This is a genomic window from Hymenobacter pini, assembly GCF_020421205.1.
Lineage (GTDB): Bacteria > Bacteroidota > Bacteroidia > Cytophagales > Hymenobacteraceae > Hymenobacter > Hymenobacter pini.
This window is the reverse complement of sequence record NZ_JAIZZH010000003.1, coordinates 443,146-463,511: the sequence shown is the minus strand read 5'-3', so window position 1 is coordinate 463,511 and position 20,366 is coordinate 443,146. Positions and strand designations below refer to the sequence as shown.

Annotated in this window: 23 protein-coding genes; 11 read left to right on the top strand and 12 right to left on the bottom strand. The window is 58.3% G+C overall.

What is annotated here, in order from left to right:
- The first annotated feature begins 407 nt into the window (after window positions 1-407).
- The 4 genes from LF252_RS13285 (at window position 408) to LF252_RS13270 (ending at window position 3,387) form a co-directional block, all read left to right on the top strand.
- Window positions 408-1,640: an acyl-CoA dehydrogenase family protein gene (locus tag LF252_RS13285; protein WP_226270077.1), complete on the top strand. Its 1,233-nt coding sequence runs from the start codon at window positions 408-410 to the stop codon at window positions 1,638-1,640.
- Between the two features lie 71 nt (window positions 1,641-1,711).
- A complete protein-coding gene (locus tag LF252_RS13280; protein WP_226270076.1) occupies window positions 1,712-2,065 on the top strand; it encodes a hypothetical protein in 354 nt (117 codons plus the stop codon).
- Between the two features lie 14 nt (window positions 2,066-2,079).
- Window positions 2,080-2,766 (top strand): hypothetical protein, encoded by a 687-nt coding sequence (locus LF252_RS13275; RefSeq protein WP_226270075.1) that lies wholly within the window; start codon window positions 2,080-2,082, stop codon window positions 2,764-2,766.
- Window positions 2,767-2,787: 21 nt separating this feature from the next.
- Window positions 2,788-3,387, top strand: a complete 600-nt coding sequence (locus tag LF252_RS13270) for an acyl carrier protein (RefSeq protein WP_226270074.1) — start codon at window positions 2,788-2,790, stop codon at window positions 3,385-3,387.
- A 63-nt stretch (window positions 3,388-3,450) separates the two neighbouring features.
- Here LF252_RS13270 and LF252_RS13265 read toward each other — a convergent pair whose 3' ends face one another.
- Window positions 3,451-3,840, bottom strand: a complete 390-nt coding sequence (locus tag LF252_RS13265; RefSeq protein ID WP_226270073.1) for a DUF4177 domain-containing protein — start codon at window positions 3,838-3,840, stop codon at window positions 3,451-3,453.
- A gap of 104 nt (window positions 3,841-3,944) precedes the next feature.
- Window positions 3,945-4,406, bottom strand: coding sequence for a DUF4268 domain-containing protein (locus LF252_RS13260; RefSeq protein WP_226270072.1), 462 nt, complete (start codon window positions 4,404-4,406; stop codon window positions 3,945-3,947).
- 120 nt (window positions 4,407-4,526) lie between these two features.
- On the opposite strand from LF252_RS13260, the gene LF252_RS13255 reads away from it, so the two are divergent.
- On the top strand, window positions 4,527-4,859 hold the full coding sequence (locus LF252_RS13255; protein ID WP_226270071.1) for an HIRAN domain-containing protein: 333 nt from the start codon (window positions 4,527-4,529) through the stop codon (window positions 4,857-4,859).
- Window positions 4,860-4,923: 64 nt separating this feature from the next.
- On the opposite strand, the gene LF252_RS13250 is transcribed toward LF252_RS13255, so the two are convergent.
- Window positions 4,924-5,889, bottom strand: coding sequence for a hypothetical protein (locus LF252_RS13250; protein ID WP_226270070.1), 966 nt, complete (start codon window positions 5,887-5,889; stop codon window positions 4,924-4,926).
- 181 nt (window positions 5,890-6,070) lie between these two features.
- Here LF252_RS13250 and ruvB point away from each other — a divergent pair, with 181 nt between their 5' ends.
- Both ruvB and queG read left to right on the top strand, forming a co-directional pair.
- Window positions 6,071-7,117, top strand: a complete 1,047-nt coding sequence (gene ruvB / locus LF252_RS13245; protein WP_226270069.1) for a Holliday junction branch migration DNA helicase RuvB — start codon at window positions 6,071-6,073, stop codon at window positions 7,115-7,117.
- A gap of 134 nt (window positions 7,118-7,251) precedes the next feature.
- Window positions 7,252-8,238 carry a tRNA epoxyqueuosine(34) reductase QueG gene (gene queG, locus LF252_RS13240; RefSeq protein ID WP_226270068.1) on the top strand — a complete coding sequence of 329 codons (987 nt, stop codon included), beginning with the start codon at window positions 7,252-7,254 and terminating at the stop codon, window positions 8,236-8,238.
- Between the two features lie 96 nt (window positions 8,239-8,334).
- On the opposite strand, the gene LF252_RS13235 is transcribed toward queG, so the two are convergent.
- The 5 genes from LF252_RS13235 to LF252_RS13215 all read right to left on the bottom strand — a co-directional run bounded on the left by LF252_RS13235 (window position 8,335) and on the right by LF252_RS13215 (window position 12,216).
- Window positions 8,335-8,529, bottom strand: a complete 195-nt coding sequence (locus tag LF252_RS13235) for a hypothetical protein (protein WP_226270067.1) — start codon at window positions 8,527-8,529, stop codon at window positions 8,335-8,337.
- A 267-nt stretch (window positions 8,530-8,796) separates the two neighbouring features.
- Window positions 8,797-9,699: a ferritin-like domain-containing protein gene (locus LF252_RS13230; protein ID WP_226270066.1), complete on the bottom strand. Its 903-nt coding sequence runs from the start codon at window positions 9,697-9,699 to the stop codon at window positions 8,797-8,799.
- Window positions 9,700-9,719: 20 nt separating this feature from the next.
- Window positions 9,720-10,418: a ferritin-like domain-containing protein gene (locus tag LF252_RS13225; RefSeq protein ID WP_226270065.1), complete on the bottom strand. Its 699-nt coding sequence runs from the start codon at window positions 10,416-10,418 to the stop codon at window positions 9,720-9,722.
- A 166-nt stretch (window positions 10,419-10,584) separates the two neighbouring features.
- Window positions 10,585-11,451 (bottom strand): ferritin-like domain-containing protein, encoded by an 867-nt coding sequence (locus tag LF252_RS13220; RefSeq protein ID WP_226270064.1) that lies wholly within the window; start codon window positions 11,449-11,451, stop codon window positions 10,585-10,587.
- A gap of 33 nt (window positions 11,452-11,484) precedes the next feature.
- Window positions 11,485-12,216, bottom strand: a complete 732-nt coding sequence (locus LF252_RS13215; RefSeq protein WP_226270063.1) for a ferritin-like domain-containing protein — start codon at window positions 12,214-12,216, stop codon at window positions 11,485-11,487.
- Between the two features lie 285 nt (window positions 12,217-12,501).
- Here LF252_RS13215 and LF252_RS13210 point away from each other — a divergent pair, with 285 nt between their 5' ends.
- From LF252_RS13210 to LF252_RS13195, 4 genes are all read left to right on the top strand, one after another.
- Window positions 12,502-13,968: a BatD family protein gene (locus LF252_RS13210; RefSeq protein ID WP_226270062.1), complete on the top strand. Its 1,467-nt coding sequence runs from the start codon at window positions 12,502-12,504 to the stop codon at window positions 13,966-13,968.
- A gap of 109 nt (window positions 13,969-14,077) precedes the next feature.
- The gene (gene aroC, locus LF252_RS13205; RefSeq protein ID WP_226270061.1) at window positions 14,078-15,154 is read left to right on the top strand and encodes a chorismate synthase; all 1,077 of its coding nucleotides are present in this window, start codon (window positions 14,078-14,080) and stop codon (window positions 15,152-15,154) included.
- Between the two features lie 128 nt (window positions 15,155-15,282).
- Complete coding sequence (gene nhaA / locus LF252_RS13200) at window positions 15,283-16,602, top strand: Na+/H+ antiporter NhaA (RefSeq protein ID WP_226270060.1); 1,320 nt, start codon at window positions 15,283-15,285, stop codon at window positions 16,600-16,602.
- A gap of 130 nt (window positions 16,603-16,732) precedes the next feature.
- A complete protein-coding gene (locus LF252_RS13195; protein WP_226270059.1) occupies window positions 16,733-17,365 on the top strand; it encodes a NifU family protein in 633 nt (210 codons plus the stop codon).
- Between the two features lie 153 nt (window positions 17,366-17,518).
- On the opposite strand, the gene LF252_RS13190 is transcribed toward LF252_RS13195, so the two are convergent.
- Genes LF252_RS13190 through LF252_RS13175 form a run of 4 tightly spaced genes read right to left on the bottom strand, consistent with a single transcriptional unit; the run spans window position 17,519 to window position 20,356 of the window.
- Window positions 17,519-18,418 carry a DUF5777 family beta-barrel protein gene (locus tag LF252_RS13190; protein WP_226270058.1) on the bottom strand — a complete coding sequence of 300 codons (900 nt, stop codon included), beginning with the start codon at window positions 18,416-18,418 and terminating at the stop codon, window positions 17,519-17,521.
- A gap of 7 nt (window positions 18,419-18,425) precedes the next feature.
- Complete coding sequence (locus LF252_RS13185) at window positions 18,426-19,013, bottom strand: YceI family protein (RefSeq protein ID WP_226270057.1); 588 nt, start codon at window positions 19,011-19,013, stop codon at window positions 18,426-18,428.
- 3 nt (window positions 19,014-19,016) lie between these two features.
- Entirely contained in the window at window positions 19,017-19,472 is a 456-nt protein-coding gene (locus tag LF252_RS13180) for a hypothetical protein (protein WP_226270056.1), read from the bottom strand.
- Window positions 19,469-20,356 (bottom strand): hypothetical protein, encoded by an 888-nt coding sequence (locus LF252_RS13175; RefSeq protein ID WP_226270055.1) that lies wholly within the window; start codon window positions 20,354-20,356, stop codon window positions 19,469-19,471. The genes LF252_RS13180 and LF252_RS13175 overlap by 4 nt, the downstream gene beginning before the upstream one ends.
- Window positions 20,357-20,366 lie beyond the last annotated feature (10 nt).

Below are 20,366 nucleotides of genomic sequence, written 5' to 3'. Positions count from 1 at the left end.
CAGCACGCGAGATGCTTCGGCTCCGCCTCTGCATGACAGATACACTCTAGCGTCAGCAGGCAAGATTCCTCGCGCTGCTCGGAATGACAGTTCGTATCGGAAATAATAAACCACTTCATTGTCAGGATTTTTTGCGAATAGATTAGCGAAGCGCTATTTTTCGGCATACGCTTTGCCAAGAAGCGGCAGTGAATTTCCCGGCCGGAAATCTGCCTTCTGGTCGTTTTGTGGGCGTAGCGCCGTGTGAGCCGGTTTCTGGCATTCCCGAGCCATCCGCTCCGCCTTCTGAAAACCCTGACTGGTCCCCTTTGCCGGTCAGGGTTTTTTGATGCCCGGCGGCTGAGCAGTACGCCTGCCGGGCGTAGCGAAATTCCTATCTTTGGGCATCATCCCACCCACCAACTATCATGTCTTCAGAAACCGACGTACTGTCCACCAAGGCCCAGGTGCAGCGCAATAAAGGCTCCCTGAACGCCGCCGGCTTCACCGATTACTACGACATCGACGACTTGCTCACCGAGGAGCACAAGCTCATCCGCCAGAGCATCCGCGACTTTGTGAAGCGCGAAATCAGCCCCAACATCGAGAAGTGGGCCCAGCAGGCGCACTTCCCTTCGGAAATCGTGCGCAAGTTTGGCGAGGTAGGGGCCTTCGGTCCCACCATCCCCACCGAGTACGGCGGCGGCGGGCTGGACTACATCAGCTACGGCCTGATCATGCAGGAAATTGAGCGCGGCGACTCCGGCATGCGCTCCACTGCCTCGGTGCAAGGCTCGCTGGTGATGTTCCCCATCTACCAGTACGGCTCCGAGGAGCAGCGCCGCAAGTACCTGCCCAAGCTGGCCTCTGGCGAGTGGCTGGGCTGCTTCGGCCTCACCGAGCCCGACCACGGCTCGAACCCCGGCGGCATGACCACCACCATCAAGGACATGGGCGATTATTACCTGCTCAACGGCGCTAAGCTGTGGATCAGCAACTCGCCCCAGAGCCAGGTGGCTGTGGTGTGGGCCAAAGACGACAACGGCCGCATCCGGGGCATTATCGTGGAGCAGGGCATGGAAGGCTTCACCGCCCCCGAAATCCACAACAAGTGGAGCCTGCGCGCCAGCATCACCGGCGAGTTGGTGTTCGACAACGTGAAGGTGCCCAAGGAAAACCTGCTGCCCAACGTGGAAGGTCTCAAAGGCCCGCTCGGCTGCCTCGACTCGGCCCGCTACGGCATTGCCTGGGGTGCCATCGGCGTGGCTATCGACTGCTACGAGTCGGCCTTGAAATACTCTTTGCAGCGGGAGCAGTTCGGCAAGCCCATTGCCTCGTTCCAGCTGCAGCAGAAGAAGCTGGCCGAAATGATTACCGAAATTACCAAGGCCCAGCTGATGGTGTGGCGCCTGGGTATGCTCAAAAACGCCGGCAAAGCCACCTCGGCCCAGATTTCGATGGCCAAGCGCAACTCGGTGGAAATTGCCCTGCACATTGCCCGCGAAGCCCGCCAGATTCACGGCGGCATGGGCATCACCGGTGAGTACCCCATCATGCGCCACATGATGAACCTGGAGTCGGTCATCACCTACGAAGGCACCCACGACATCCACCTGCTCATCACCGGGGCGGATATTACGGGTATCCAGGCGTTTAAGTAAACCGCCGCCCGCGTATCTTCAAACGGCCGTTCTGCTGGGCAGGGCGGCCGTTCTCGTATAGCAGTATTGTTATGGAAGCTGATGTAACCGAATACTTAATCAAGTACTATTCCTCCCTGCTAACTGATACAGAGCATCTGGCGCTAAAGCACTTGCAGCACAACGAAAAGCTTCTGGTGAATGGGGATGCAGATTCTCGAGAGCGTATGCGAGAAATGTACCTGCGGATGAATTGGCTGACAAACGATGCGCGGGTTTTGACGCTATTACAGGATGGCCAGGAAATGTTTATTCAACGGGCTGCTCAGCGGATATACGCTGAAAACGGCGGAGAGCAATTGCTCAATAGATGTCGGGCTTGTAATCGGTTGGCGCGCACACCTCAGGCGCGGCAGTGCCGGTACTGCAATTTTGACTGGCACTGATGGTATCATACGATATGCAACCTAACACTCGTCGATTCCTAAGTGCCACTTTATTGCTGGTGGGCGCTTTTATGCTAATATATATGAGGTTTGATCGGCCAACAAAGCATAAAGCAAAATCTAAAATTTATTGGGCAGTTCCACGCTCATTGATTGCAGAGGACAAGCTCCGTGGTTTCTTAGAAGAGTTGTTAGCACAATCAGTATCTGGATACACTGAAGCTCCCGATCATTTCCAAATAGGGAAAGTGCTTTTAGATTATGCCAGTATTCGCTCAATTTCTCCAATTAATCGAACTTCAACTGATTTTAGAAAAATTATTAGTCAGCTCTGTGAGAAAGACTATTTACTTACTCCCGCTGATACAATTTTTATTAATCAACAACTTCGATATCCAGCAGAATTTTCTTTGAGTGAGTATAATCTGCCTAACTACCATATTGTTTCAATTGACAGCTTGCAACAAGCCGAAGTCAATCCAGGTGAAAGTTGGGCGTGGATACAAGAATTGCAGCAAGCATATAGCACCCAAAATATTTTTGCAATACAGTCTCCTTTGTTTTCTCGCAATAGACTCACCGCAATTGTAGTAATCAAGCTGGTGTGTGGCAGCAAGTGTGGTAGCAGCGAAACGTGGCTATTGCGAAAACGACAAAACCGTTGGCATAAAGTCCGCTTACTAAGCAGGTGGGTCAGTTAGCACACAATTAGCTCTACACGTATGGGCCTTGATACAGTTGAATTAGTTGTTGCATTTGAGCAGCATTTCCAGATTGATATTCCTAATCGGGTAACTGAAACAATATATACAGTAGCTGATGCAGCCGCTGTAATAGCCAAGATGAAGGGCTTGCCGGCTAATCCAGAGCGTACCGCGGCCTATTACCAGCTGCTAGCCCAACTGCTGGCCTGTCTGCCCACAGTTGCTACCGAATCCACGCTGCTGACTGAACTGGAGTTACTGGGGACCAGCCCAACGCGGGCTGCGGCGCTGGCCGCCTGCCTGCATCTACGAATGCCTGATTTACCGGAGCCCTCGTTTTCACCTCGCCTGCCTGGCTGGTGGCAGCGCCTGTTTGGGAACAACGCGTCCGAAACAGCACCCTCGCCACCTCCACTTTCGCCCAATTGGGCGCAGACTGCCGTTTCTGACCTAGCAGAGTGGCTGCTAGCCCAGAATTACACCCGATTGTTGCCGCAGCCTACTACGCTCTACGAAGTGCAACGCGCCGTAATTGGCATCACCAGTGACCGGAGCGGGGTACCAGTGCCGGAAATTCGGCTTACGGACAGCTTTACTGATGACCTGGGAATGGATTAAAAAAGCACAAACACCCCGCTGCGTAAGCAGCGGGGTGTTTGTGCTTTTGCCGAGAACAGCAGCTTACTTCTTCTCCAGATAGTAAATCGTCTGGCTGAAAACAGTGTTGCCGCCGCTGATTACGTCGCTCGGTGATACATTTACCAGGCGCCAGCCGTCGGCGGTGTATTGGTTTACAGCGGCCATGGCAGCTTTGTGCACTTCCGTCATGTTGGCCGCCATCTGCTTGGCGCTGAAGCGGCTGAAGTCGATTTCCTTTACCTGCTCCTTACCATCGGGCGACACCGTAACGATGCTGGCCTGGGCATTAAAACCCAATGACACGCGGGAGATAATCATCATGTAACTACCAGCAGCTACAGTAGTAGGTTCTGCGGATGGAGCAGTAGTAGCGGCGGGAGCAACAGCGGCGGAGCTTAGCAGCAGCGCCAACAGAATCATGCGGGTTTTCATGGGTATGTGTAGAGAATAGGAGGAGAGAAAAGTGAACGGCGCTCAAATAGCAAAATCTGAGCCGATATTTACTCCTTCCTATATAAGATGCTGCCCCCTGCTACTTACCGCAGCTCATCAAACGCATACTGCCCGCTGCTCCAAAACTCATCCAGGGCCATGATGCGGGGCTTGAAGAACGAAATCAGTTCAGGCCACTGCTCCCGGTTGAAGAGGTTGGCCGGGCGTAGTTCCCGGTAAATGCGGCTCAGTTGCTGGCCATGCTCATTCTCGGCGTTGGCCTCCCAGGTCCAGGTTTCGCCGGTGGCTTCCTCCAGCATCGGGCGCACCTCCTGGAACTGCTCAAAGAACAGCTCCCGCAAGCCAGCATCGGGGTGGGTAATTTCAATACCGATGGTGGCGTGGCGGTTGTCGGCCTGCATGCGGAAGTACACGTGCTTGAGGCCGGTTTTGTAGTTGATCCAGTTGATGGGTACGCCCTCGGCCGAGGGTACGGGCTGCATGTATTGCCCGAAAGTGGTCCAGAAAGCCTGGCGGAGTTGAGTAACTTCGTTCTTGCTGTACATCGTAGCGCAAAAGTACGGGCTGGCGCTGCGCGTGGTTCCCGGAGGCTACCTGCACGGCTGCATGATGCGTAAACCCGCGCCAACGTGTAATTTACGGCCTCAACCCAACCTCTTTTGCTTATGTCTGCTCCCGCCGCTGGCCCCCTCGTACTGCTTGAATGCCTCGTTGCCGGTACCACGCACCGCGACGGGCTGCGCGCCTACGAGCCGCAGCTACAGCCCAACCAGCCCCTGGCCCTGCAACGGGAACCCGACAGCTCCTACGACGACTGGGCCGTGCGCGTGTACACCACCGGCCCCGATGCGTTCTGGCTGGGCTACCTGCCCGAAGGCCACAACGAAACCGTGGCCCGTATGCTGGATGCCGGTTTCCCCATCACCGCCCGCCTCACCCACAAAGCTTGGGAAGAGGAGTGGCTGCACCTGGAAATTGAAGTGCTGCTGGCGCGGTAAGCGGTGAATGAGCGAATACATTTATCATCTTCTTAATTCCCCATTCTCTCATTCACCCATTGCCCTACCCCAGCGTATCAGCCAGGGCCAGGATTTCCTGGCGGGCCTGCAGGATTTCGGGGGCATCGGGGAAGGTGTGCTGCACCCAGTGGGTGAAGCCGCTCACCATTTCGCCTACGGCCTGCCGGTTGCTGACGGGGGCGGCTTCTGTAGCCGCCGCTTCAGTTTCGGTGAGTACCGGAAAGGCGTCTTCCAGTCCAATCTGGCTCATCACATCCGATACAAACACCATCCCGCACACCTGCATACCCTGGTAGAGCTGCACCAGCTCGGGCATGGTGAGGGTGAGCTGTTCCTGAGCCCGCACCCGGCCTAGGTGCTCAATCAGGGGTTCCAGCGCGGCTGGTTGCAGGTTAGGAAGCTGTGCCACGGCCCGCAGAAACGGATGGTCGGCGGTATTGGGTAGGCTGTGCACCAGCAGTAACGCCAAGCGCAGCATCTGCAGTTGCGGCTCAGCCAGGCGCAGATTGGCCGCGGGTGGGACTGAAGTGGGCTGGGTGGCCAACATTTCGGCAAAAGCTTCTTCCAGTAGCAAGCGGTGCAGCCCCAGGGAAGCCGTGCCAGTTGGAGCTTCTATATGCTCTTCCAGGGTAGTTAAAAAGGCTCCGCTCAGTTCCAGGCAGTACACTTTGAGGGCATCCAGCTGCGCGGCGTCAATCTGCATCTGCTGTTGCACGAAGGCCAGCACGGGGGCCGCCAAAGAGGTTTCCAGCGTCAGGCGGCCTAACAGCAGCAAATGGTACAACGCCAGCGGCTCAGTGCGCAGGGTGTGCAGAAGCTCCTGGTGCGTTTGTATCTGGTTTAGCTGCTGTACTTTGCGCGTGCTCAGGTTGGCTAGCGTAGCCAATTGGGCGGCACCCGGGTGGCTGAGCAGCTCCGCCGCCGCCATGCCGTGCAGGCTTAGGCAGTGCGCCAGCTGGTCATAAAAATCGGCTGGAAGCGTATCAAGCCAGGAAGTGGAAATAGGCATGCTTGTGCGGCGAATGAGTGTGCAAGTTACACGCAGTTGCCAACCGGTCTACTTCGATGAAGTGCGTATTTTGCTAACAAAATTGGCAAAATAGCTGAAGTAGAATATTTTTTGCTAAAAAAGGCACCAACCCCGCCGCCGAACTGTTACCTTTCGACACGCTGAACTACTTTTTACGCTTATGCGCGAACCGTATATGACTGGTGGCAAAGACCACATGGATGCCACCGAAAAGGACATTGATAAGGCGTTACGGCCCCTTTCCTTTGATGACTTTACCGGTCAGGGTAAGGTAGTCGAAAACCTGAAGGTATTTGTGGCCGCTGCTAAGCACCGCGGCGAGGCCCTGGACCACGTGCTGCTGCACGGGCCTCCCGGCCTGGGTAAAACCACCCTCTCGCACATCATTGCCAATGAGTTGGAATCGGGCATCAAGATGACCAGCGGCCCGGTGCTGGACAAGCCCTCCGACCTGGCCGGCCTGCTCACTAATCTGGAGCCCAACGACGTCCTGTTCATCGACGAGATTCACCGCCTGAACCCCGTGGTGGAAGAGTACCTATACTCGGCCATGGAGGACTACCGCATCGATATTATGCTTGATTCGGGCCCCAACGCCCGGTCGGTGCAGATTTCCCTGTCGCCGTTTACGCTTATTGGAGCGACCACCCGCTCTGGCCTGCTTACCTCGCCGCTACGGGCCCGCTTTGGTATCAACTCCCGGCTGGAGTACTACGATTCCAAGCTGCTGACCACCATTGTGCAGCGCTCGGCCGAAATTCTGGGTACGCCCATTTACGAAGATGCTGCCTTTGAAATTGCCCGCCGCTCGCGCGGTACGCCCCGGATTGCCAACAACCTGTTGCGCCGCACCCGCGACTTCGCCCAGATCAAAGGCACCGGCACCATCACCCGCGACATCGCCCAGTTTGCCCTCAACGCCCTCGACGTAGACCAGAACGGCCTCGACGAAATGGACCTGCGCATCCTGAGCACCATCATTGATAAGTTCAAGGGTGGCCCGGTAGGCCTAAGCACCATTGCCACCGCCTGCGGCGACGAAGCCGAAACCATCGAGGAAGTGTACGAGCCCTTCCTCATCCAGGAAGGCTTCATCAAGCGCACCAGCCGTGGCCGTGAGGCTACTGAGTTGGCCTACCAGCACCTCGGCCGCCCCATGCCCCAGCACCTGCGCGGCAATACGGCTACGGGCGAGCTGTTCAGCTAAGTTTCGGGCACCCAATCCATCATCCTGAACACAACGAAGGACCTTATCCCGCTTGAACCATATTGTTCAGGTGGAGTAAGGTCCTTCGCTGTGCTCAGGATGACGTATTTTTGTAGTTCGCCTACTCAACTATCATGCTGCCCACCGCCCACTACACTGCTTTTATTAAACGCCGGGCGGCGGAGCTGGGCTTTATGTACTGCGGCATTAGTAAGGCTGGGTTTCTGGAAGAAGAAGCCCCGCGCTTGGAAAACTGGCTCAGCCGCAACATGAATGGGCAGATGACCTATATGGCCAACCATTTCGATAAGCGCCTGGATCCGCGCCTTCTGGTGGATGGGGCCAAATCGGTCATTTCGCTGCTCCTGAACTACTATCCGCCCGAGGAAACCCAGCAGCCCGACGACACGCTCAAAGTCAGCAAATACGCCTACGGCCGCGACTATCACTTCGTCATCAAGGACAAGCTCAAAACCCTGCTGCAGGATATGCAGGAGCAGATAGGGGAGGTGGGCGGCCGGTGCTTCGTAGATTCGGCTCCGGTGATGGACAAGGCCTGGGCTAAAAAGAGCGGCCTGGGCTGGGTGGGCAAGAACACCAACCTCATTCGGCCCGGTACCGGCAGCTTCTTCTTCATTGCCGAGTTGATTGTGGATGTGGAGCTGGATTACGACGGCCCCATTAAAGACTACTGTGGCACCTGCACCAAGTGCGTGGATGCCTGCCCCACCCAGGCCATTACCGAGCCCTACGTAGTAGACGGCAGCAAGTGCATCAGCTATTTCACCATCGAGCTGAAAGACCAGATTCCGCGGGAAGTGAACGGGCAGTTCGGCAACTGGATTTTCGGCTGCGACATCTGCCAGGATGTGTGCCCTTGGAACCGCTTTGCCAAGCCCCACCAGGAGCCGCAATTCAACCCCCATCCCGGCCTCAAGGACCTTACGCCCGGCGACTGGCAGGAAATCACCCACGAGCTGTTTTCGGAGCTGTTCCGGCAGTCGGCGGTGAAGCGCACGGGCTACGCGGGGCTGCAGCGCAATATTCGGTTTGTGCTGGGCGAGGAGCCTGGGGCTTCAGCTGTTGAGGCAGCGCCCCCAACCGAAACGCCGCGGATGTAACTGCCCAAAAACGCCGGAGCCGGGCGCTGGCCTGCTCAATGGCAAGCGGCGCCCGGCTCCAGCGTGTGGGAGGTGGTGGAAAAGAGTGCGGGTGGGTTAAGCAACTACCGGCTGGCGGAACACGCGGTTCAGCACCCGACGGTACAGTTTGGAGAACTGTTGGTAACACCAGGCTTTCAGTTCTGACAACTCAGCCGGCAGCAGTGTCCGGAGGGCTTTGCGCAGTTCTTTCTCGAACAAAATACGGTCAAAGCTTACTTTGAGCAGAATGGTTTTGGCGTACTCAAGCATGGGTATTGTGGTTAACGGGTAGTGGGTAAACAGAGCGGGGGAGGGTGGGCAGGCACTTGTACGGAAACGAAATAAAAAGGCTAACGCTTGTTAGAAGTTCTTTTGCAGTTTCTTGAAATATACAAGATTATATTTTTCAAATGCAAGCTGAAGAATAGAAATATAGCGCTGTAACAAGCCAAATGCCCCCATTGTAAGCCAAGGGCCAACAACGGGGGCAAAGATCAGCGGGCTACGTGAACCGACCGTGGCCGGAACGTTATCAAATCAATAGGTGAAGTACTGCAGTACGCTTTCGGCGGAAGCGGTATCCAGTGGCTCATCAAACGCCTCGGCCACTTTGGCCAGAATGGCAGCGGCGCTCAGCGGCGGTGTACCTACGTTAATGGGCAGGGTAGAATCGAAGGGTACGCGGGTAACCTGGTTATTGATGGTGATGTACTGCGAGATGTTTGCTTCGCCGCTATACACTGTATCGGGCGTAGTGCCGGCCGTGGTAATGGCTACATCGGAGGTGCTAACCCAGCTTTTTACGGTAGCGCCCCGCTGCCGCCGTAGCGTCCGAATCTGGGCTGCGTGCCGAGCCTCGGTGGAGTGCATCCGAATAGCCGTTTCCAGCAGCGAGTTATCAGACTGCAGGAAAGTTGCCTGGGTTTTGTAGGCCCGCACGCTAGCGTCTTCCAGCACCTGGGCTACTTTCAGGAAAGTGTCCAGGTTAGTGTACACTCCCGCAAATTGGGCACTCTGGGCTCCGTTACGGCTGCCGGTAAAGTCGTAGTTGGGGGCGGCATCCAGCGTGCTGCCGGCATTGGTGATAAGTGTGGCCAGCTGAGCCGCATGCGCTTGCTGGTGCTGCTGCATGGTACGCACATCGTTGATGGCGCTGCCCAAAAAGGCGGTGGGGTTGGTAGGACCACCCGGCTGCGTACCCAATGCCCGGGCATAGAAAGTGTTCTGCAGGTTCTCGAATCGGAGCAGCATTTTCAGGGCGTCCAGTCGGGTATTGTCTTTCGTACCGGCAGTTGACGGTGCGGGCAGGGTGGTAAGCAGGGCGGGCAGCAAGGCCGTACCCGCTTGCCCGAGGCGGGCCAACGCAGAGCGCCGGGGAGCAGCAGCGGCAGTATTAGTATCTAGTGAGGCCAGCTGGCCCAAGAAATCCAGGAAATTCATAGTAGAGCGGGGCAACAGGCTTAGGAAAGGGCCGTCAGTTTATCAACGACCAGCTTGAGCGGCAGATAGGGAGCCAACAACGCCGCCACTTCAGCGGGCGTTTTCACGGTATCCAGGCCGGTGGAGCCTACTACATCGGAGCTGGCAAATGAGCCCGCCTGCGCTTGCTCACGCACGAAGGCCGCGTGCCGGGCTTCTACCGAAGCCAGTTTGCTCAGGGCTACCAGATAGGCCGGCTCCGAAAGCAGCTTGGCGGCTCCGTTGTAAGCACCCACGCCAATATCTTCCAGCGTGCGGGCGGCAGCATACACCCCGGCACGGGTGGTAAAGGTGAAAGAGGTGAGTGTAAACGTCAGATTTCCTGTTTTCTGATCGTAAGCGTTGCTGCCCAGCACGTATTTGAGGTATTCCCGGTGAATTACCTCATGGTCGCGTAGGTCAATGAAAGCGGCTTTGTCTTCGGCGGTAAAGTCACTGGGAAACGCGTCTACTACCTTCTGGTAGAAGGTGGCTTCTAACTGCTCCAGCAGATAAGCTAGGTTCAGCAAGCCGTTGTCGTTGCCATCCAGAACAAGCGAGACTTCCGTGGAAGGAGTGGGGTTATTATCATCGGAGTTGCAGCCGGCCAGCACCAGCGCCGTAGAGGCGGCCGTAGCCCCGGCTACGCGCAGGAAAGTGCGCCGACGAAAAGTGCGCTCCAAGAAAGCAGAAGTAGGCATAAGCAAGAATATATCAGCAGCGGGCAGGTAGGCTTGGCTGCCGCAGTTCAGCAAAGATAACCCGCTTCTGGCAGATGCCGGCGTCGGGCGAAAGGTTGCATAAAAAAAGCACCTCCCACTGGGAGGTGCTTTTGCTGAAGTTAAATAAAGAGCTGCTTGCGAACCTCTAGAAGGAGGCAGCCGAGCGGGCAATGGCCGTTACGGTGGTGTTGTCGAGCGGCTCGTCGAAGGCGGCGCTTACATCGGCCGCATCGTAGGTGGTACCCAGGCCAGTTACCAAGCTAGGAATACTGCCCTGCGAAACGTTGCTTTCAGCCGGGAAGTTGGCGGCCGGGTTGCCGGCACCGTACACGGCGGCGGGTGCGCCATTGGCGTCTGCATTCACAATCCAAGGCATGATGGTGGTTTGGGCACCGGCTGTAGTGCCACGGCGCATGTAGCGCACGTGTGCAGCGTGACGGGCCTCTACTGAGTGAATCTGGAGAGCTACCGTCAGCAGGTTTACCGTTTGGCCGTTTACCGTGGGATTTAGCGTGCGGGGGATATTAGCCGCCTGGCCTTTGTAAGCACGTACGCCGGTGTCTTCGAAAGCTTGCGCAAACGTCAGGAACGTGGCGTAAGTGGAGAAAGCAGTACCAAAATTGAAGGTAGGCGTAGCAGCAGCATTGGAACCCAGAGCCGCTTGCAGCAGGTTTACGTGCGCCAGCTCGTGGGCCCGGATGGTTTCGATGGCCGTGCGGTCGGCGCCGGTAAGCGTAGCCGTTAGCGTGGTGGCCGAGAGGGCTTGGTTATAGAAGCTATACTCCAGGCGTTCCAGCAGCAGGGCATAGTTCAGGATGTCGTTAACGGCCGTCAGCGTATTCTGACCTACGGCTTTATTGAAGGCCGAGCCAATGGCAATGGGAGCGGCGGCCAGGGCCATTTTCTTGCCAATGTTGCCAATGGCATTGAGGGCGCTCCGGCGGTGGGTGAGGCGGTCGGCAATTTCCGGGTCAACCTTCTCGAGCTCAGCAATTATTTGAAACAGGTTCATAGGAAGTAGATTTCAGAGAGTGAAAGGAAGGGACTATTTGCCGACGTTGTCGCCGTTGATGGTTTCTTTGATGAACGGCTGAGCGGCGCTCAGCACCTGCGAAACCGTCATCTGTTTGTCCAAACCATTCGAATCTACTGTGGTATTGTCAGCGAAGGAACCAGGAGTCAAAAGGTCACGGATGTAAGCCGCGTGACGGGCTTCTACCGAAACAATTTTGCCGGCTATAGTCAGATACGTAGCATTCTGAATGAGTTGGCCGGCGCCGTTATAGGCCGCCACTCCCAGGTCCTCAAACGTCTTGGCCGTAGTCAACACCGAGTTACGGTTGGAGAAATTAACGCTGTCGAAGTTGGGCGTCAGGCCTCCGATAACCTGCGAGGAGGCCGCAGCGGTAATGGCAGCCTTGAAGAAGTCCCGGTGGATAGCCTCGTGCTTGGCAATAGCCTGCAGAGCTGTGCGCTCATCGGCGCTGGTGAAGGTGGTAGTAAAGCTGGAATCGGATACTACGCGGGCGTAGAAAGCGGCTTCCAACTGCTCCAGCGCATAGGCGTAGTTCAGCACGCCCACATCACCCGAGCCCAGGCTTACAGCGGCGTTATTGCCGGTCGTGTTGTCGTCGTCATCGTCGCAACCCGCCAGCAGCAACGCGGTAGCACCGGCCGTAGCACCAGCGTACATGAAGAAGGAGCGCCGTTTGATGGGCGTATACAGTGGCTTGGCGAATTCCGCTTCGTCGCTGCCGAATAGTTTGTGGTTGGACATGAGTAGAACTGGTTGGGTGAAAGAAAACTACAGGCAATACAATGCCACCCCGCCCAAAAGCGGCTTTACAAACAAACCCGGAAACCGCAGGAATCTATAAAGGGTGGTGGAGTATGTGTGCAGATACGCCAAGCTCCGTGGCATGGATTGATGAAAGCCAAAATCTTGTAAGTGGATTCTCGTAAATACTTGAAGCTTATTTGATATTGAAATATTTGAAATCAGCCTTGGTAAGCCGGCAAGGCTTTTTGCCTAGCTTTGATAAGAATAGCGGTATGCTTACCCATGCGCCTGACTCTGATTTGTTGGTGGACACTTCTGCTGATTGCCACTGGCGCAGTGGCCCAAGCCCCCGCGCCCAGCGCCAGCCTTGTGCTGGGTACGCCGGCCTTCCCCATCAACGAGTATTACACTATTAGTTTTCAGCTGCGCGGGGCACCGCTGGAGCGGTATTCGGCCTTCCCTGACCTGGAAGGGTTCAAGAAAAGCGGCAAGTCCAGCACTACCACTACCCGCATAGTGGGCGGTCAGACGTCCACGGAGCTCACCATTACGCAGCGTTACGCGGCTTTTGCGGAGGGTACCTACGTGGTAAAGCCGTTCAGCATGAAAATCAACGGGCTGACAGTGGAATCGGGCGGGGCTACGCTGAAAGTAGGGCCTCAGAACACGGCGGCAGCCCCACCGGCCGGCACGGCCCCACTGCAGGGCATTGGGCTGCTGGATCAGCTGTTTGGCAAACCCAGGCCCCAGGACTATGTGGAACCCCAGGACCAGGCGTTTCTGGCCGTGGTGCCCGATAAGCCGCGGGTGTACGTGGGTGAAGGTGTGCACGTGGGGCTGTATTTCTACCTCACTCCGCAGGACCAGGCCGTGCTCAACTTCTACAACTTTGCGGGGCAGCTCCCTAAACTACTCCAGCAGCTCCGGCAGCGGAGCGCCTGGATCGAAAGCTTTGATGAGCAGGAAATTGTGCCCGAAAACGTGACGGTGGGCGGCAAGCCCTTCCTGCGTTACCGGCTTTGGGAAGCTGAGCTGTACCCCTTGAATACCCAGCCCCTCACATTTCCGGCTGTGGAGCTGCAGATGTTGAAATATCGGCTGGCCAAGATACCTGCGGCGGGCCTCGATAACCGGCTGGAAGGGTATAAAACGTACCGCTCGGTGGCGCGCACGGTGCCCGTGCTGCCCCTGCCCCCGCACCCCCTGCGCGACCAGGTGCCCGTGGGCAACTACGAGCTGAAAGAAGCTATTGACCGGACCACATTTCGTACCGGCAAAACCTTCGCCTACACCTTCACGGTGGAAGGGGAGGGAAATCTGGCCGCCGTAAACCTAGTGGCTCCCGCCACCACGTCCGCGCTGGAAGTGTATGGCCCAGAGGTGCAGCAGAGCCTGACCCGGCAGAATGGCCGGGTGGGCGGGCGCAAAAGCTTCCGGTTCCGGCTGGTAGCGCGCCAACCCGGTCCGTTGGCCCTGGATACTCTGTTTCAGCTGGTGTATTTCAACCCTGCCGCTGCCCGCTACGACACATTGCGCTCCGGGCTGCAGCCCGTGGTACGAGGGGTGCAACAAGCCGCCGCGCAACTCCACGCTATTCCCGAAGACCCATTTTACCGGGACGCGCTGGCCGATGCCAGCGCCGTACCCCAGCCCCGCGACGCCTACGGCAACGTGCGGTATTACGCCAACCTGGTGGTAGGTCTGTTGCTGATAATTGCCCTGGCCGGGTGGTGGCGAGCCCAGCGCTGAGCCGGGTAAATTGTGAAATGGAGAGTTTTCGGGTGAACTTGCGGCACCAATGGCCGCTGGCTGGTGCTACACAGGCACTGGCGGGCTTCACACTTTACCCGCTTGCCCCATGAATACGTTTGGTACCCTGTTTCGCATCACCACCTTCGGAGAATCGCACGGGCCCGGCATTGGGGTGATTATCGACGGCTGCCCGGCGGGGCTGCCGGTGAGTGCGGAGCAGATTCAGGCGGCTCTGGACCGCCGCCGCCCCGGCCAGAGCGACCTGACCACGCCCCGCTCCGAGGCTGACCGGGTAGAAATCCAGTCGGGCATTTTCCGGGGCGAAACCACTGGTACGCCCATCAGCCTGTTCATCCGCAACCAAGACCAGCACAGCCACGACTACTCCCACATCGAGCACGCCTACCGCCCCTCGCACGCCGACTACACCTACGACCAGAAATACGGCCGGCGCGACTTTCGGGGTGGGGGCCGCAGCTCGGCCCGCGAAACGGCCGCCCGCGTAGCCGCCGGGGCCGTAGCTGAGCAACTCTTGCGCCGGGAAGGCATCCGGGTCAGCAGCTATGTGTCGCAGGTGGGAGCCGTGCAGGTGCCGGTAGGGTACGAGCAGCTTGATTTGGGGCTCGTCGACTCGAACCCGGTGCGCTGCCCGCACCCCGAAACTGCCGAGCGCATGGCCGACCTCATCCGGCAGGTGCGGGACCGGCACGATACCGTTGGCGGGCTGGTTACGGGGGTAGTGCAAGGTGTGCCTGCCGGTTTGGGCGAACCGGTATTCGATAAACTGCACTCCGAGCTTGGCCGGGCCATGCTGGGCATCAACGCCGTAAAAGGCTTCGAGTACGGCTCGGGCTTTGCTGGCGTGCTGTTGTTTGGCTCCGAGCACAACGATGAGTTTTATACTGATGAGGCCGGGCAGGTGCGCACCCGCACCAACCACTCGGGCGGTATCCAGGGCGGTATCAGCAACGGGCAGGACATCTATTTCCGGGTGGCTTTCAAGCCCGTGGCCACTATTCTGCAGCCGCAGGCTACTATTAACGACCAGGGCGAGGCCATCAGCCTGGCCGGCCGGGGCCGCCACGACCCCTGCGTGCTGCCCCGCGCCGTACCCATCGTGGATGCTATGACTAACCTCGTGCTGGCCGACATGCTGCTGCGCGCCCGCGCCAACCAGGTGTAGCTGCCAGTTGTTATATATGGGAACCTGGCTGCCACTTCCGCTGTAAAACGGCTGCCGAACCTGCTTTTCTGCGCTTCTGGTGCCGCCCTTTGGGGTAATTTCGGAAGCTTTGTGCTTTGCTGCTGCCTATGGCTGTTCCCCAACTCGTGCGTCCGCTGGTGCGGCCTTTTGCCGAATTTTTCCGCCGCGAAGCCGCCGGAGGTATCATGCTGATGGTGAGTGCGGCGCTGGCTTTGCTGATGGCCAATACCAGTTGGGGGCCGGCCGAGTACTTCCCCGCCATCTGGGAAAAGCATCTGCGCCTATCGCTCAATGGAGTGGTGCTTGATATGAGCCTGCTGCACTGGGTCAACGACGGGCTGATGACCGTATTTTTCCTGATTGTGGGGCTGGAAATCAAGCGGGAGGTAATAGAAGGTGAGTTATCGGAATGGCAGCAGGCCGCTTTGCCCATTGCGGGGGCGCTGGGTGGGATGTTGCTGCCGGCCCTGCTGTATTTTCTGGTGAACCGCGGCCTGCCCACCCAAAACGGCTGGGGCATTCCCATGGCCACCGATATTGCCTTTGCGCTGGCCGTGCTGCAACTGCTGGGACCACGCGTACCGTTAGGCCTCAAGGTGTTTCTCACGGCCCTGGCTATTGTCGATGATTTGGGCGCGGTGCTGGTTATTGCCGGCTTCTACACTACCCACCTCAACCTGACCTTCCTGCTACTGGCGCTGGGCATTTGGGCCTTGCTGCTGAACCTGAATTTTCTGGGCGCGCGCGGCTTGGCGTTTTACCTGCCGCTGGGCATACTGTTGTGGTTTTTTATGTACCAGTCGGGCATTCATGCCACGCTGGCGGGCGTGCTGTTGGCCCTGGCTATTCCTGCCCGCATCGGGCGGGGTCGCCCCGAAATTCTGCTGATGCTGACCGACCGGCTGAGCATGTTGCAGCACGAGGTGCACGGGGCCGAGGCCAACCCGCGCATCATCAGTGAGGAACTGGAGTATCTATCGGATGCCATCAGCTCGCCGGCCCAGAAGCTGGAGCAGCGTCTGCATTCCGTGGTGGCATTTGGTATCATCCCGCTGTTTGCCTTCGCCAATACCAGTCTGGTGATTGATGCCAGTGTATTCGGGCAATTGTTGTCGCCGCTGGGGCTGGGCATTATGCTGGGACTGGTGGTGGGTAAGCCGCTAGGCATTGGGGCGTTGTCGTGGCTGAGTGTGCGGCTGGGCTGGGCCTCGTTGCCGGCTGGCGTTACGTGGCGGCAGCTATGGGGGGCCGGGGTGCTGGGCGGTATTGGCTTCACCATGTCGTTGTTTATCACGCTGCTGGCCCTGGGCGAACATTCCGCGGGTGAGCCGGTAGCTAAGCTAGCCATTCTGACCGCCTCGTTCCTATCGGGTACAGTTGGCTTTTTGCTGCTGCGTACCACCCCGGCTGCTTCTGAGGCTACCTAAGAAACCGGCACCGTCTGCATCCTCCATTTCCTGGTTACCTTTGCAACTATTACCGCCTTGGGCGGTTTATGCTTTCGGACCGCGCCGCTTTGGCGGGTCTTCTCTCCGCTTGTCTCCAAGTCTTTCAAACATGGCTGAACAACTCACTGCCCCCGCTGCGCCGGTTTCTATCTACGCCGAAGCCAGCCCCAACCCCGAGTCTATGAAGTTCGTGCTCAACACCCAGCTCCTCACGGACGGGGTAAGCGTGGACTACCCCAACCTGGAAGCCGCCGCCAACTCGCCGCTGGCCCAGGAGCTGTTTAATTTCGATTATGTGGGCCGCGTGTTCATCGCCCAGAACTTCGTTACCATCACCAAAACTACGGAACACCAGTGGGCTCAGCTCATTCCTGAGCTGCGCACCTTCCTGAAGTCGTACGTGGAAGCTGGTGGCCCCATCTTCACCGTAGACCCCGCCGCCGAGCAGCGCGCTGCCCAGCAGGCCGCCACCGGCGACGCCTCGGAGGCCGACCAGCAAACCAGCCAGAAAATCATCGACCTGCTGGATAACTACGTGCGTCCCGCCGTGGAGCAGGATGGTGGCAACATCACCTTCAAAAGCTACCACGAAGGCATCGTGACGGTAAACCTGCAGGGTTCTTGCTCCGGCTGCCCCTCGGCCACCGTTACGCTGAAATCGGGCATCGAAAACCTGCTCAAGCGCATGGTGCCCGAAGTAAAAGAAGTAGTAGCCGAAGGCGTAACCGCTCAAGGTTTCTAACCAAAAACGAATTCCATACGCAACGCGCCCCGCCAGTTCTGGCGGGGCGCGTTGGTGTTTATAGCCGGGACTGGTAGGAGTTACTGGAACGTCATGCAGAGCGTAGCAAAGCATCTGCATGACCTTTGAAGCACCAGCAAGGACGCGCTACGGCTACAAACCGGACTTGAGAGTAAAGTTGCGGGCTACGTTGAAGCCGAAATACAGGTCGCCTTTGAAGAACCGGCCGCTGGTGGCGGGTACAAACTGCTGGGCAATCATGCTGTTGGCGTTGGTAACGTGCAGTTGAAATACGTGGCCGCCGGTTTCAATATCAAGGCCCGCGCCCAGTGCGTCGCGCAGGCCGCGGGTGCGGGAGCTGGGCAGCCGGTAATAGTATTCCCAGGTGAAGGCCACGCGCTTGGTGAACTTCTGCCGGCCGGCAATGCCTAGGGCGTACAAGTCGTTAGGGACCAATTTATCGGCCACCAGGTTGCGGTGAATGACCGTGGGCATGAGCTGCACCGAAAGGCCGGGGCTGAATTTGCGGGCCAGCAGCGCCTGCCAGGAGTAGGTGAGGCGACGGGCAAACGTGTGGTCAAAGCCATCGGTAGCGGCCGAGTAGCGCAAGGTGTTGATGGCCGAGCTGGCCAGCAATGTGGCGCTGAAAGGCATACAGCCCATCCGTTGGCGCAGCACCCGGTACTGCACAAAGCCGTCGTAGGCTTTCTCCACGGAGCTGCGGCCCACGCCCACCGCCAGCCGGTCCGTGAGGCCGTATTCCAGCCCCAGCCGAATAGTGGCCTGGTCCAGCCCAAACAGGTTGTAAGCCCCGCTGTTCAGCCGCCCAAACCGGTGCGAAATCAAAAATACCAGAGTGCCGTTGGTGGGCGTTTCCACGGAGTGCCCGTTGATGATGCGGGTACCTTTGAAAGTGGCCTGCACCAGCTCGTGCCGGGTGCTGTCGGTGGTTTGCGTGTTCAGCTCCGAAAGCAGGTCCTGGGCCCGGGCGTTGGTGGTCAGCAGCAGGGCAAGCAGCCCGCCCAGCAGCAGCGAAAGGTAGGAAAAGCGCATACGCATGTCAGGGTTGTGAGGCAGTGGCACCCATAGGCGGCGTACAAGCAAGGCGCACCGTTACGAGGACGTTTTTGGCAATATGGTCGCGCACTAGGGCCGGAATATCAATTTTATAGTCGGCCGGAGCCACGTAAAAGCTGGCATTCAGCAGCAACTGGCCGGTAAGCGGCGTGAGGGTGCCGGGCACCTTGAGGTGGCGCGTTACGCCGTGCATGGTCAGGTCACCCTCGGCTACTACCGGCACAGCACCGGAGCCGGCCGTCAGCGCCTCCGACTTCCACTCCAGCAGCCGGCCGCTGAAGGTGGCCTTCGGGTACTTCTCCGATTCCAGGTAGTTTTCGTTGAAGTGCTCCTGCATGAGGGTGCGCTTGAACTGAAACGAGCGAATGGGCACCGAAAACGCCAGCTGGCCGGTGGCGGCATCCAGCACGGCGGCCAGTTGCTGGCTGCGGGCTTCTATATCCTCAATGGGGCTGGCCGAGAAGAAGGACACGGTGCCGGTGCGGGTCTGGTAGCGGCTGGCCTGGGCGCTACCGGCTGGCCCTTGCCCCAGCAGGAGCAGCAGAGCCAGCAAGGCAGTAAGTCGTGGCATAGCTTAGTTGTTGGGCATACCCGCCCGTACCCATTGCCGCAGGCGGGCAATGTCGCAGCGGGCTAGCTGCGGCTGATTTTGGGGCATAGCGGGGTAACCGGGCTGGTGCTGCACCACGCCCAGCAGGCGGCCATCGGCGGCTACCTGCTGCACTTGCGCATAGCTTTCCAGGCTCACATTGCCACTGCGCAGGGTGTTGTTGTGGCAGCTCACGCACCGCTGCTGCAACAGCGGTGCGACGGTTCCCGCGAATGTGACGGCCGTGGAGTCGCAGGTGGGAGCGGGCGGCGCATTTCCCAGCAGGTCTTCCACGTTGTCGTAGGTGCAGGCGGAGGTGTAGAGCAGCCCGCACAATGCGAGCAGCAGCCACCACGCCGGCCGCCGGCCGGGGGTGAGCAAAGTGGCCAGGCGTGCGCCCCCGCGAACTGCCCGGCCACCCGGAGGAACCAGCCGGCTCATGGCGTTGCCACCAGCCATTGGTCACCCTCACTCACGAGTCCGTGTCCTTCCACCCGGCCGCGCGTAAGGTTATCGGCCGTGAAGTAATAGAGCGGTTTGCCCTTATAGGTGAGTTGGGCCGTGGAGGCCGTGCCGTCGCCGTAGGGGCCGCCGCCACCCGCCGTGGTGCGGGTGATGGTACCAAAATCCGATGATTTCAGGAGAGTCGGGAATACCCGCCCCGTTGTGGTGAAGGGCGGCCAGGCCGCTTCACAGGAGCCGGTACAGTTGGTAGGCAGGGTAGTGGGGTTCAACTCATCCTTGTGGAAGAAGTACAGCGTGCGGCCCTTCCCGTCAATCAGAAAGCTTTTGGTGGCCGTTTGGCTGGTTGATTTATCCGTTACTGCTTTGGTAGCTACCATTACTGAGTAGCTGGGGTTTACCACGTACCACACGTTGCCCACGCCGTTGCCGGTAGTTTGGCCGCTAGCTTCGCGCACGTTTTGCCCGTTCACGGCCGGGGCGTAGTAGTACAAAGGCCAGCCCTTGTAGGTAGTTTGCGGCTGGCCGCTGGCCGTCATCTGGGTTTTGAAATCCGCAGCCTGCAGCCCGTCGCCTACCTGAATATCGGCTTCGTAGAAAACTGGCCAGACGGCGGCGCATCCTCCCGTGCACACGTTCTGCCCATCCACGTCGCGGGTGAAGTAATACAGCGTATTGCCATCCTTGTCAGTAAGAAAGTTGCCCAACGCCGCCGATGAGGCCAGCTTGATGGTTGGGTCGGGGGTAGGCTGGGCGGGCTTGTCGTCGGATCCGTTGCAGGCCGTTAGTAGCAGCCAGCCAATGAGCAAGGCAAAGCCAGCCCCCGCCCCCAGCCGGAAGCGGCGAAATAGAAAAGGTGCCATGGTTGTACAG

What these genes read in the sequence shown, in the direction of transcription:
- LF252_RS13285 (WP_226270077.1), top strand. Translation starts at nt 408, where the DNA reads ATGTCTTCAGAAACCGACGTACTGTCCACCAAGGCCCAGGTGCAGCGC.
- LF252_RS13280 (WP_226270076.1), top strand. Translation starts at nt 1,712, where the DNA reads ATGGAAGCTGATGTAACCGAATACTTAATCAAGTACTATTCCTCCCTG.
- LF252_RS13275 (WP_226270075.1), top strand. Translation starts at nt 2,080, where the DNA reads ATGCAACCTAACACTCGTCGATTCCTAAGTGCCACTTTATTGCTGGTG.
- LF252_RS13270 (WP_226270074.1), top strand. Translation starts at nt 2,788, where the DNA reads ATGGGCCTTGATACAGTTGAATTAGTTGTTGCATTTGAGCAGCATTTC.
- LF252_RS13265 (WP_226270073.1), bottom strand. Translation starts at nt 3,840, where the DNA reads ATGAAAACCCGCATGATTCTGTTGGCGCTGCTGCTAAGCTCCGCCGCT.
- LF252_RS13260 (WP_226270072.1), bottom strand. Translation starts at nt 4,406, where the DNA reads ATGTACAGCAAGAACGAAGTTACTCAACTCCGCCAGGCTTTCTGGACC.
- LF252_RS13255 (WP_226270071.1), top strand. Translation starts at nt 4,527, where the DNA reads ATGTCTGCTCCCGCCGCTGGCCCCCTCGTACTGCTTGAATGCCTCGTT.
- LF252_RS13250 (WP_226270070.1), bottom strand. Translation starts at nt 5,889, where the DNA reads ATGCCTATTTCCACTTCCTGGCTTGATACGCTTCCAGCCGATTTTTAT.
- ruvB (WP_226270069.1), top strand. Translation starts at nt 6,071, where the DNA reads ATGCGCGAACCGTATATGACTGGTGGCAAAGACCACATGGATGCCACC.
- queG (WP_226270068.1), top strand. Translation starts at nt 7,252, where the DNA reads ATGCTGCCCACCGCCCACTACACTGCTTTTATTAAACGCCGGGCGGCG.
- LF252_RS13235 (WP_226270067.1), bottom strand. Translation starts at nt 8,529, where the DNA reads ATGCTTGAGTACGCCAAAACCATTCTGCTCAAAGTAAGCTTTGACCGT.
- LF252_RS13230 (WP_226270066.1), bottom strand. Translation starts at nt 9,699, where the DNA reads ATGAATTTCCTGGATTTCTTGGGCCAGCTGGCCTCACTAGATACTAAT.
- LF252_RS13225 (WP_226270065.1), bottom strand. Translation starts at nt 10,418, where the DNA reads ATGCCTACTTCTGCTTTCTTGGAGCGCACTTTTCGTCGGCGCACTTTC.
- LF252_RS13220 (WP_226270064.1), bottom strand. Translation starts at nt 11,451, where the DNA reads ATGAACCTGTTTCAAATAATTGCTGAGCTCGAGAAGGTTGACCCGGAA.
- LF252_RS13215 (WP_226270063.1), bottom strand. Translation starts at nt 12,216, where the DNA reads ATGTCCAACCACAAACTATTCGGCAGCGACGAAGCGGAATTCGCCAAG.
- LF252_RS13210 (WP_226270062.1), top strand. Translation starts at nt 12,502, where the DNA reads ATGCGCCTGACTCTGATTTGTTGGTGGACACTTCTGCTGATTGCCACT.
- aroC (WP_226270061.1), top strand. Translation starts at nt 14,078, where the DNA reads ATGAATACGTTTGGTACCCTGTTTCGCATCACCACCTTCGGAGAATCG.
- nhaA (WP_226270060.1), top strand. Translation starts at nt 15,283, where the DNA reads ATGGCTGTTCCCCAACTCGTGCGTCCGCTGGTGCGGCCTTTTGCCGAA.
- LF252_RS13195 (WP_226270059.1), top strand. Translation starts at nt 16,733, where the DNA reads ATGGCTGAACAACTCACTGCCCCCGCTGCGCCGGTTTCTATCTACGCC.
- LF252_RS13190 (WP_226270058.1), bottom strand. Translation starts at nt 18,418, where the DNA reads ATGCGCTTTTCCTACCTTTCGCTGCTGCTGGGCGGGCTGCTTGCCCTG.
- LF252_RS13185 (WP_226270057.1), bottom strand. Translation starts at nt 19,013, where the DNA reads ATGCCACGACTTACTGCCTTGCTGGCTCTGCTGCTCCTGCTGGGGCAA.
- LF252_RS13180 (WP_226270056.1), bottom strand. Translation starts at nt 19,472, where the DNA reads ATGAGCCGGCTGGTTCCTCCGGGTGGCCGGGCAGTTCGCGGGGGCGCA.
- LF252_RS13175 (WP_226270055.1), bottom strand. Translation starts at nt 20,356, where the DNA reads ATGGCACCTTTTCTATTTCGCCGCTTCCGGCTGGGGGCGGGGGCTGGC.